At 47.2% G+C, this 10,300-nt stretch carries 14 protein-coding genes; 9 read left to right on the top strand and 5 right to left on the bottom strand.

The annotated features are described in order from the left end of the window. The first annotated feature begins 634 nt into the window (after nt 1–634). The 3 genes from gvpA to WC647_04325 all read left to right on the top strand — a co-directional run bounded on the left by gvpA (nt 635) and on the right by WC647_04325 (nt 3,207). Complete coding sequence (gvpA, locus tag WC647_04335) at nt 635–853, top strand: gas vesicle structural protein GvpA (protein MFA6221520.1); 219 nt, start codon at nt 635–637, stop codon at nt 851–853. A 205-nt stretch (nt 854–1,058) separates the two neighbouring features. Continuing rightward, complete coding sequence (locus WC647_04330; protein MFA6221519.1) at nt 1,059–1,943, top strand: hypothetical protein; 885 nt, start codon at nt 1,059–1,061, stop codon at nt 1,941–1,943. 307 nt (nt 1,944–2,250) lie between these two features. Next, a complete protein-coding gene (locus WC647_04325; protein MFA6221518.1) occupies nt 2,251–3,207 on the top strand; it encodes a hypothetical protein in 957 nt (318 codons plus the stop codon). Here WC647_04325 and WC647_04320 read toward each other — a convergent pair. The 4 genes from WC647_04320 to WC647_04305 all read right to left on the bottom strand — a co-directional run bounded on the left by WC647_04320 (nt 3,196) and on the right by WC647_04305 (nt 5,595). Further along, the gene (locus tag WC647_04320) at nt 3,196–3,660 is read right to left on the bottom strand and encodes a DNA polymerase ligase N-terminal domain-containing protein (protein ID MFA6221517.1); all 465 of its coding nucleotides are present in this window, start codon (nt 3,658–3,660) and stop codon (nt 3,196–3,198) included. The genes WC647_04325 and WC647_04320 overlap by 12 nt on opposite strands. A 188-nt stretch (nt 3,661–3,848) precedes the next feature. Continuing rightward, entirely contained in the window at nt 3,849–4,298 is a 450-nt protein-coding gene (locus WC647_04315; protein MFA6221516.1) for a tetratricopeptide repeat protein, read from the bottom strand. A 192-nt stretch (nt 4,299–4,490) separates the two neighbouring features. Then, nucleotides 4,491–4,679: a hypothetical protein gene (locus WC647_04310; GenBank protein ID MFA6221515.1), complete on the bottom strand. Its 189-nt coding sequence runs from the start codon at nt 4,677–4,679 to the stop codon at nt 4,491–4,493. 766 nt (nt 4,680–5,445) lie between these two features. Then, the gene (locus tag WC647_04305) at nt 5,446–5,595 is read right to left on the bottom strand and encodes a lmo0937 family membrane protein (protein MFA6221514.1); all 150 of its coding nucleotides are present in this window, start codon (nt 5,593–5,595) and stop codon (nt 5,446–5,448) included. Between the two features lie 397 nt (nt 5,596–5,992). Between WC647_04305 and WC647_04300 the strand changes: the two genes are divergently transcribed. The 6 genes from WC647_04300 (at nt 5,993) to WC647_04275 (ending at nt 9,688) form a co-directional block, all read left to right on the top strand. Continuing rightward, nucleotides 5,993–6,142 (top strand): hypothetical protein, encoded by a 150-nt coding sequence (locus WC647_04300; protein MFA6221513.1) that lies wholly within the window; start codon nt 5,993–5,995, stop codon nt 6,140–6,142. Between the two features lie 61 nt (nt 6,143–6,203). After that, nucleotides 6,204–6,344 (top strand): hypothetical protein, encoded by a 141-nt coding sequence (locus WC647_04295; GenBank protein MFA6221512.1) that lies wholly within the window; start codon nt 6,204–6,206, stop codon nt 6,342–6,344. Beyond that, nucleotides 6,341–7,117: an adenosylmethionine decarboxylase gene (gene speD, locus WC647_04290; GenBank protein MFA6221511.1), complete on the top strand. Its 777-nt coding sequence runs from the start codon at nt 6,341–6,343 to the stop codon at nt 7,115–7,117. The genes WC647_04295 and speD overlap by 4 nt, the downstream gene beginning before the upstream one ends. Before the next feature lie 367 nt (nt 7,118–7,484). After that, nucleotides 7,485–8,135 (top strand): rhomboid family intramembrane serine protease, encoded by a 651-nt coding sequence (locus WC647_04285; protein MFA6221510.1) that lies wholly within the window; start codon nt 7,485–7,487, stop codon nt 8,133–8,135. 450 nt (nt 8,136–8,585) lie between these two features. Continuing rightward, nucleotides 8,586–8,867 carry a hypothetical protein gene (locus WC647_04280; GenBank protein ID MFA6221509.1) on the top strand — a complete coding sequence of 94 codons (282 nt, stop codon included), beginning with the start codon at nt 8,586–8,588 and terminating at the stop codon, nt 8,865–8,867. 302 nt (nt 8,868–9,169) lie between these two features. After that, nucleotides 9,170–9,688: a YetF domain-containing protein gene (locus WC647_04275; GenBank protein ID MFA6221508.1), complete on the top strand. Its 519-nt coding sequence runs from the start codon at nt 9,170–9,172 to the stop codon at nt 9,686–9,688. A 287-nt stretch (nt 9,689–9,975) separates the two neighbouring features. Here the strand turns inward: WC647_04275 and WC647_04270 are convergent, their stop codons facing one another. Continuing rightward, nucleotides 9,976–10,125, bottom strand: coding sequence for a hypothetical protein (locus WC647_04270; protein MFA6221507.1), 150 nt, complete (start codon nt 10,123–10,125; stop codon nt 9,976–9,978). Nucleotides 10,126–10,300: the final 175 nt, after the last annotated feature.

Raw genomic sequence — 10,300 nt, 5'->3', positions numbered from 1 at the left:
CCTAAAAGACCTTGTGACATAATTAATTAACCTCGTTGGTGATGGTTTCTCTGTGATAAAAGAATACTATCATCTTGATTTATCAAGAACAACGAGGTTTTTTACTTTTTTTCGCGAAGGATCATGGCTAAATACCAGCCACGAAGAGTGAAAACCAAGCCAATTAGGATCAGCGCCTCGATGGGGGATAGGTCGTCAATGATGGACACCAATTCTTCACGCTGCAATTCGTTGTTTGTAGTACCTTAGTTCAAAGCTCACGGGAAAGAGATAGCCAAGCGCAATCACGGTTTTGGGGCACGCCAACCTTTTGCGGCGAGATTTACCTCTTTATGGAAACATTTCCATAGAATCTGACTCCACATATCTCCATCTGATTCCATGCCTAAGCTCTTCGGGACAAGAGTCAGATTAATTTACAGACATGATTCACTGCATTTCCGCTTTGCAAGGCGTCATTTCGAGCGTAGTGAGAATTTCATTATACGGCCTGGACAAATATTTACTCGCTGTGCTTTGTCGAGATTTCATGAGGGCTCCTTTAGTTATGGCACGGATATCGCAAATAACGAGTCAGGCATGCCAAACCGTTTAAGCCGTTGAGGCGAAAAATAAAAAATGATGGAGAAAGAAAATGGCTAAGATAGCAAAATCGACTGATTCTTCCAGCCTCGCTGAGGTTGTAGACAGGATCCTGGACAAAGGTATTGTGATTGATGCGTGGGTGAAAGTCTCATTGGTCGGTATCGAACTGCTTACAGTAGAGGCTAGGGTAGTCATAGCCTCAGTCGAGACCTATCTGAAATACGCCGAAGCCATTGGCCTCACAGCCAGCGCCGCTGCTCCTGCGTGAGGCGTCTGCTACTAACATCCCAACGGCTATGGGGGGATCTACTCTAGGTACACCCCATAGCTTCTGGGTCCGGCGAAACCCGACATAACTTATCGGATACCCTAAGAGTTGGTAAGTCAGTCGGGTTAATTACTTAACGGACTTTCGCCGGATGTGCGAGATGACGCCTCGCTACACATCACGGAGAAAAAACTGACGAGGAACAATGGGTAACTTGACTGATGACATCTCCAGATTGTGCGGAGAGATTGAGGCCTTGCGAGACTCTCGGAAGGTTTTCGAATCTCAGCTCAACAAGGAAACCAAGGAAATAAAAACTGAGGTTTCCGTTATGCGAGGCGGTTTCAGGCAGGACCATAAAATTATGGCTGATCGGACCAAGGCCTATCGAGTAAAATTCGTATCAACTCTAGATGCCGAAGTTGGTGGTCTCCTGAACGCCTTCGACAAAAGCCATGCTGAAATGGCTGCCAATACTAAAAAGGCAAACGTTAAGTTCGTTTCAGACGTGGGTAACCATGTATCCGGTCTCCTTACTGGTTATAAGAAGGACCTAAAGGCGATGGGCGCCGCCACGAAGCGAGAAAACGCCATTTTCGTCGCTGACGTAACCCAGTTTGTCAACGCGAAGAACAAAGAAACGAAAGTGATGATGGACGGGTTCAGGGCCGAACACACAAAAATGGCTAAGATAACCATGGCGGACAGGCAAAACTTCGTAAACAAGTTGGACGACGATGTCAACGCCACGAGAAAAGTTAACATTGCCGAACACATAAAAATGGGCAAGATGACGAAGGCCGACAGGAACAAGTTCGTAAACGAATTGGAAGACAGCGTCGGCACGATGAGGAAGGCTAACGTCCATGATTTATCGGGCGCCCGGGCCGCGTGGGCGGGCCTTTTCCCTGAGGGACGCAAAGCCAAGTTAATGGCTGAACAGCGGGAAAAGGCGGAACAGGAAAAGAAGTTCTGTTTGGAAGCCGAACAGAAAGCCAAAGCCTTGGAAGATGCAAAATCAAGAGCAGAGGCTGAGAGATCTAAAGCTCAACCGCAATTATTGACGGGCATTAAAAAAGACAAGAAATAAAAATATTGGTCAAGCCAAGGCCATCGGAATTTCAGGAGTAATCTGAAAATCGATGGCTGAAGCCCCAAAGTAGGATATCATCCACGATGCCCCACTAGACGACTAAATTACTCAAACTCGCTCAACAAGCCACAATGCCCACAAAACAGCTATTAAAATATTCCACCAACCAACAAAAAAATGATACTGCTTAATGAAGGGAAAAACGTGGCATCGTCGCTGCCTCGGTCGCTCGCACGTGGCGCCTGTGCGTTAGGCGGCTCTTCATTTCTCCGACCTTCACCCAAAGAGAAAGGCGAACCTCGAAATGACTGCACTACCCTTCCAGCCCATCCGCTCCGGTCTTTACTCTCCCGAAGAGCTGCTTCAGGGCTTCGAGGATTCTAACCCATCAAGTCTCGAGAGCACTCCCGATCTACGCACCTACCAATTCTTCGTAACCGAGGGGAGGGGCGAACTCTATTCACCCTTTACAAGCATGATGGAGGCTCTTCACGACTGCTTCATCAACCAGGCAAGAGCGACCTTTCAGACGCAGTGGAACAAAATAGTGGGTATCGCTGGAGGTCACGAGATGGATCGCGGTAGCCAACCCTACCGTCAAGTATCTCAGTTGGCACGGACGCTGGCGCAAAACCAAGTCCTCATCGTTACCGGGGGCGGTCCCGGCGCTATGGAGGCAGCTCATCTTGGCGCCACGTTTCAAAACTCGACTGATTCTGATTTCGAGGGGGCGCTCAATCGGCTGTCAGTGATACCCTCCCTGCCGATCGGGCTGAACAACCTCGTCTCACCCTCCGGGGTCTTCGACCCTGCCCTTCGTGACGCCCTTCACGCCTGGTGGCTACCGGCTATTCAAATCCACCGAAATCTGGGCAGTACGGCCGGGCCCAGTCTCGCACTGCCGACCTGGTACTATGGATATGAAGCCTTCACTCCCTTCGCTACCGCAATCGCGAAGTACTTCCAGAACAGCATCCGTGAAGATGGACTTGTCACCATTTGTACAGCGGGGGTGGTCTATGCTGAAGGACGCGCAGGCACTGTTCAAGAGATCTTCCAGGACGCCGAACAGAACTACTACCGAAGCGTGCAGAACCGCTTTAGTCCGATGGTGTTCCTCGGCTCCGAACACTGGCAGCGGCAACTCCCCGCGATTCCCTTACTCCATGGCCTCTTCAAGGCGGTAGACTTTGCGAAATACGTTTTTGTCACCAACTCCTCACGTGACGCCGCGGAATTCCTTTTGAACTCAACTTTTTGAATTAAACGCTGTTATTTTCTCTGAAGCGTCTTTTTTTGATATATTGGGAGAAATTTTCCAGGCAGGCTTAGCATAATCATCAAACGATTTCGCCATAACACAGCTTTTACCAAATTGTTTTATTGAAAATTCACCTTTAAGTTTTGACCCACGGAGAAATACCACTGTCTTAGACTTAGTTCTACTAATTAAATCAAAAATTCCCTTGTCCCAAATACTAACGAGGCCAGCACCGTAGCTCCCTTTGGGGATTATTCCTTCAAAATTGATGTATGACAGACTATGGTCCTCTACAGGTATTGCTAGTCGTCTAATATTTGGGTCCATTGATGGACCTTTTGGAATAGCCCAGGACTTAAGTGTTCCGTCCAATTCAAGCCTAAAATCATAGTGCAAATTCTTGGCGTAGTGTTCATGAACGACAAATCGACCACCAACTACTTCATCATTCATACCTACTAGTTTTCTTATATCTTCGGTTAGCGTTTTTATCAGTTTCAATTAGTGATATTGCAAAAAGATTGCAGGCGCCTTAACAGAAAACCCGCAAGATTTCCTCGCCTAGAAATGACGGTCTCGCCTTCTACCGTTGTCAGTTGGACTCTCTATTCATATCTCTCCTCCAGGTTCCAGGGCCCATGTTAAAACCCCCGTGGGCACCCAACAGCTTTTTTCCTCAAATTCTGTCGAACTGGAACTGAAGGATTATAGTTCCTTTTTACAGTTTCTCGATAATTTTGAGTAACACCTTCGCCGTTAGCATTCATCGATCTGATATTTAATTCCGCTTCGGCATTACCTTGATCAGCAGCTTTCCGAAACCATCTTAAAGCTTCGGTAAGATTTTGAGCGACGCCTTTACCGTTAGCATACATCAGGCCGATATTTAATTGAGCCTTGGCATTTCCCAGATCAGCGGCTTTCCAATACCATTGTATAGCCTCTGAATAATTTTGACCGACGCCTTCACCGTTGTAATACTTTAGTCCAGTTTTGTAAGCCTCGTCCGCTTCGTCAGCCCTGACGTCTTGCAAGCCAAAGAAAGCGTATACGAGCAGTAATCCCATCATCACTAGGCCTAAAATCTTCATGGGAAATCTCCTTTGCCTTTTCCTGCATGATCAAGAGGAAAAAGTTGTAGGTTTCTGATTGTTGAGTAACCACTCCTGTTTTCTTTTTCTCTTAAATTTTGTGACACTGGAAACATTAAAATGCCACCGGTCGGCTTTCAACAGCAAAATTCCTCCGATGCCCATCTTCAAGCCATTTGCTTGCATCCCTTATTAACTCTCTCGTTCATTCTCTCGTTCCCTCTCCACTTCCTCTCGGTTCTTCTTGGTTTGGAGAGCATCCACTTCTTCCTTGCCCCGTGATCCTGCTTTCCAATTGTTCAAGATAGTACGCGATAAAACGATGAAACCACCCACCCCTGCCACAAGCACGGCAAGAATTATGATGATGTCGTAACCCATATCAAATCTCCTATTATTGAAAACCCTTCATTACTCCCATCTCTGCCTTCTGCTCCATGCCATGATCGACAATTTTTTAACAGTTTTGTTTTGTAAATCTATATTTCAGATCGTCTGGGTTTGCCCTTCATGATGAAACATTGTTGTTCGATAGGGTTAAGATCTGGGGAGTGGGGAATACGGAGACAGAAAGATCGGCTCAAATCGTCCCCAATCCAGTTAGTTGCTCTTATGCCAGGAGGCATCTGCCCGAAATAAGCAGTTTTAGGGGGAGTATGAACTGGATGTCTCGATTAGAGGGGTCCAGAAATATCTTGAAGATCTCCGTATCGGAATTGCTAAAATCAACCACCATGAAGCCCTTCATCTGAGGCGGTGTCATCGCAAGCTTGACGATTTTAGAAACATTTTAACGGCTAAACATTTTTGAGGTTTTTCAGAAAACTAGATCGCAGTTCAAAAAATAAAATTGCTGATAATTGTAACCCACTGATATTTTAAGCAGTCCCAGCTTTATTGCGACGTTCAGGTTCATGTTGCTCACTCTTTTTGTGGGAACCGCGATTCCTACTACCGCAGGTGTGGCATGCCGCAATGTCTCACGGCGTTGCATGAGACATACGAATACTCGCCCGCGAGAAGCCCAAGAATGGGCATAAACCTACGGCTTGTCGATGTTTCTTCTTCTGTTCACTAATTACTCCCCCCCTGTTGAGCTATTGCGGGAACTTGATCTTGTATGGCCGCATAAAGGCATTCCAGGCCGTTACAGACCCCTGCGACCTTGAATGAGATTAATCAATATCACCACGAGCGCTATGACCAAAAGAACGTGAATGACCCCGCCCATGGTGTACGAGGTGACTAAACCTAGTAGCCAAAGTATCAACAAGATTACCACTATGGTCCAAAGCATTTTTTGTTCCTCCTTATGCCGCAATCTTGCGACGATCCGAATCATGTATGCAAGGGCCTACTCGTAACGCATAACGGGTTTCGGCGTGAATCTCGGGCGATTCACAGTATAAGTTTCGACTTCTTTCTGTCAGCCGGGTTCAGCAAACCTGGGCCTTTTTTTAGGGCCAAAGTTCGGAGCCTTTTCCAGAGCTATTTATCGACACTGACGACCAAGGTATTATCTTCCTTTCCCGGTGTCAAAGTTTTTCAAGGAATGGGGATTAATTTCTCACCAATCCCAGAAATTAATGGTAGATAAAAAAGACACTGGATAAGAGTATAAGCTGCTCTAAATTAATCAGGATAAGCGTAGCGGTGTAAAGGCATCGCACTCAAAAACGTGACTCATCAAGTATATGATAAAGATCGAAGGTGGTATGTTCATGTGGCTTGAGCATTCCCCCTGGCTGGACCTTACAGCGCTGTGTTCGGGTAAGCGGTCATGCGCAGGATTGCGCTTGACAGAGGGAATGCGGACGAGATATGCGTCAGAGATGCTCAAATGAGCTGATAATTTAGCGCAAATTTGCGAATTCCCGACATCGGGTCCTTTCACGGGAAGAATCGATGGCAATTCGCAGTGCCAGACAGCACCTGACGTTTAGTCACGGGTCCGCAAGTTCCGAAACGGGTGGTAGCGAAGTAATTACCATGAAAGTAGCGGAACACAATATGGGGATCCGCCTACGGCTCGGAGGGGAGACATGAGAATACGCCGAGAGAAACTCCGGCTCCGTGGGTTCAATAACCTGACTAAGAGCCTAAGCTTCAACATATACGACATCTGCTACGCCAAGAGCCGGGCGGACCGCAAGGAGTATCTCGCCTATATCGATGAGGTTTACAACTCGGAGCGACTGGAGACTATCCTCAAAGGCGTGACAGACATCATTAGAGCCCGTATCCTCAACGTCTCCACTCAGGACTACGACCCAATGGGAGCCAGCGTAGCGATCCTCATCGCCGAGGGTTCGATGGCGCATGAAGCAACGACCGGCATCAGTCTAGCCCATCTGGACAAAAGCCACATTTGCGCCCACACGTATCCGGAGACTGATAAGGCGAGTGGCATTTCCACCTTCCGAGTCGATATCGACATTTCCACCTGCGGGAAAATTTCTCCGCTGAAATCTCTGAACTACCTGATCAAGTCCTTCGACTCGGAAGTGGTCCTCTTGGACTACCGAGTGCGAGGCTTCACCCGGAACGTCCAAGGGAAGAAGCTCTTCATTGACCATGACATCCATTCCATCCAGCAGTTCATCGCTGAAGATGTCAGGAAGCGGTACGATAGTGTCGACATCAATATCTCCCAGGAAAACCTCTTTCACACTAAGATGGTTCTCAAGGACTTCGTGCTGGACAACTACCTTTTCGGGGCCACGGCCAAGAAGCTCAACCGGCAGGAGCGACAGAAAGTGAAGGACAGCTTAAAGCGAGAGATGACCGAGATTTTCTATGCGAAGAACCTCTTCAGATGATTCCCCTTATTAATAAGGGACTACGAAAAACCCCACGGTTGATGGATTTTCCCCGAACCTTGTGTAGCTTGAACCTTCATTTGATTTGCCAACATATAAAATGGGGGATCTTTGTAGTCGTCACCGGCATATCGCGGTCGTGCAAGACCCTGGTCGAGTTCCCCCACACCCTCATCCCACTTGACCAGGCGCGTTCGGTAAGGTACGCTCAGAAACACGAAAATACAGGCTTTTTGATCAACCTGACTCCGGTTTCCTCTTTGCCGGCCGTTTGGGGAATGGATACGGGGCCTTTTCGAGATCCAGGGAACCATGCCCCGAAATGTCAAGACCCCTGCATAATTGCGTGTAAAAAAGGATAAATCTTATGTTCCCAATCGGTGATGATGATACCTCTCGCAGAACTATTCCTCTGGTCACGTATGCGTTGATCGCTCTGAACGTCTTATTTTTCTTTGTAGAGCAGAGTGGCGGTGACACCTTTATTGGGATGTGGGCTTTCGTTCCTCGCCGTTTCCTTGCCGATCCCTTCGGCGATCTTTTGACGCTGTTCACTTCCATGTTCATGCATGCCGGGTGGGTTCACCTGGGAGGCAACATGCTTTATTTGTGGATCTTCGGTGACAATGTCGAAGACCGTTTCGGGCACATCAAGTTCGCAATCTTCTACCTACTCTGTGGGCTTGCGGCAACTTTTGCACAGTTGGCGTTTAGCTCCGGATCAAACGTGCCGACTTTGGGAGCATCGGGGGCGATTGCGGGCGTGCTCGGCGCTTATATTTTGCTGTTCCCACACGGAAAGGTCAAAGTATTGCAGGGCCAACAAGTGATTCAAGTGCCAGCGCTGATAGTCATTGGAGTCTGGATCGTTCTGCAGTTTTTTAGCGGCATCGGTTCCATTGCCAACACAGCGCAGACGGGTGGCGTCGCTTACATGGCGCACATGGGCGGATTTCTGGTGGGGTTTGTGTTGACCTTTTTGTTCCGTGGGAGTCGAGGGGCGCAGGAGACGGGCTGAATAGCTACGATGGTACATCATCATTGGCGAATCGAGAATGCTTGCTGTATAAAGTTGTTTAATTCTGACTTCTGTCGTGCTTGCCAGGATGAGGGTTCTCGAATATTGACTTAAAGAACCAGCGGAAGTTCTGAGGCTGCATTCCAGGGCAATTACAATTTATAAGACAGCCCGGGACACTGGATTTCTTCACATTTGCGCTTCCTGCTAGACGACACGAGATGACAAGGGCTATTGGAACCAAGTGGAAAGATACATAAGCGAGCACTAAGAAGCCGGATTCAGGCATGGCATTTGTCCGGACTGCGCTCAAAAAATGTTTCCTGACTTGTTTCAAAACTAAGGCGATTTTTTCATTGCTCAATTGCTCCGCCACATTACGAATAGTGACATGGAAACTAACAGCTTTTTCCTGTAGAATTGTCTGGAACAGTACATACGGAGGATAAAATGCTTAAAACAGAAGGCGATACTTTTGAATCATATTTGGGGAAAATTGAAGCATCTGTCCGTGAGATGCGCCCTGAATGGGATAAAGAAAAACAATGGAAGGTAGATGTGTCAGATAAAAAAGCAATACCCAAGATAGATATGATTGATTATGACAAAAAGCTAATCCTCATTGGTAAGGCAACATTTAATATCGCTTTTAATGGTAATGAAGATACAGAAAAGGCAATATTAACAACTTGTTCTGTGATTACTGCTGGACTTGAAACTACAGGAAAGTGAGTAGTTTCTTCCCCACCATCGTTTGCCATCGAGAGGATTGATTATTAAGATATTCCCGCTGAAAGCTTTGGTATATCTTGCGCCCTAACCTGGTCTCAGCGCTGTGGCGAATTCCTGGATTCTTATCACTCTCCCACAACAACTCACCGGATCGGACCTTTATAGGAACCCGTAGAAATCCGATCTTCCTGTACTGGTCTCGACGCATCGCCGTATTGGCGCGTGGATGCAAATATATAGCATAGTGGCGTAATTATTGTTGCGAATTGCACTGACCAATATGTTGTTCTGGAGGCAAAGGTATGGATCCTAATTTTCTAATTCCTGAAATTCCCATCCTTGAAAAGATTGTCAGACCTCTTTGCGTCTACATATTTTTGCTGGTGGCGTTCCGACTTTCCGGCAAGCGAGAACTTGGCTCCATCGGCCCCTTTGACCTAGTTATCTGGCTGACCATCTCGAACGTTCTGCAGAATGCTATGATAGGGGCGGACAACTCGCTCAGCGGCGGATTAATTGGCGCAACCACAATGTTTGGAGCCAACTGGTGTTTCGCAAGACTTTCCTACAGTTTCCCTACCTTTGAACGGCTCGTGGAAGCAAAACCTACGGTGTTGGTAGAAAATGGCAGAATTTTGAAACAAAATCTGGCCAAAGAACTCTTGACCGTTGAAGACCTTAGCCACGCCCTTAGAAAAAATCAAATAGACCTGGATCAGGATTTACCGTACCTCAGGAAGGTCCTGTTAGAATCTGACGGCGCCATCACAATCGTTCGGAGGTTGTACGGCGACAGGGGCTTTGAAAAGGAGCCTCGTTGAGCACCCGTGAAACAGATCCAGTAAACGCATGATAGGCTTTATACCAAAAATCGTCCGGTCTTGATTGGACGCCTTCCTTTAAATTTCGGATGAATCACTTGAAAACGATCGACGTTCCTACTGTAGGATCAGTCGTTAAAACCTGGCATTCACCCGCCGCGGTTTTTCTTTTCCGCCCTGGAGTTCCTCTTGATATTTTTAGAGTCAACGTCCAGCCTTGTCGCGTCATTAGTTCATTCTATATTGGAAAAGGAGGCCTCACAAAAATCCTTGCCATGTCGTTTAGTTTAGAGCGTGTCTATGCACGCAAGCTCACTGTCCATTTTTTCTCGACCATGAATGACTTTTACACCCGAGGTCGCATGAGATATAGTAGGAGGGTAGGGCTGGCAGGAGAAAATGTCATTTGGAAACTCATAATCACTGGTCGGACTCATGAATCAGATAATTCCTTGGAAATGCCATAGCTGTGGGAGAGCATTCGACACGTTACGGGGCGGTATCTGCAAAAAGTGCGGACGACCGACATGTAGTATTTGCTTCGGTATCGGAACCCTTCGACGAATTGTACAACTAAAATTGCCGGAATCACAGATTTGTCGGTCCTGTGCA

This window comes from Desulfomonilaceae bacterium, from assembly GCA_041662605.1.
GTDB lineage: Bacteria > Desulfobacterota > Desulfomonilia > Desulfomonilales > Desulfomonilaceae > CAJBEZ01.
The sequence above is the reverse complement of the archived record's forward strand: the minus strand, read 5'-3'. Positions and strand labels throughout refer to the sequence as shown.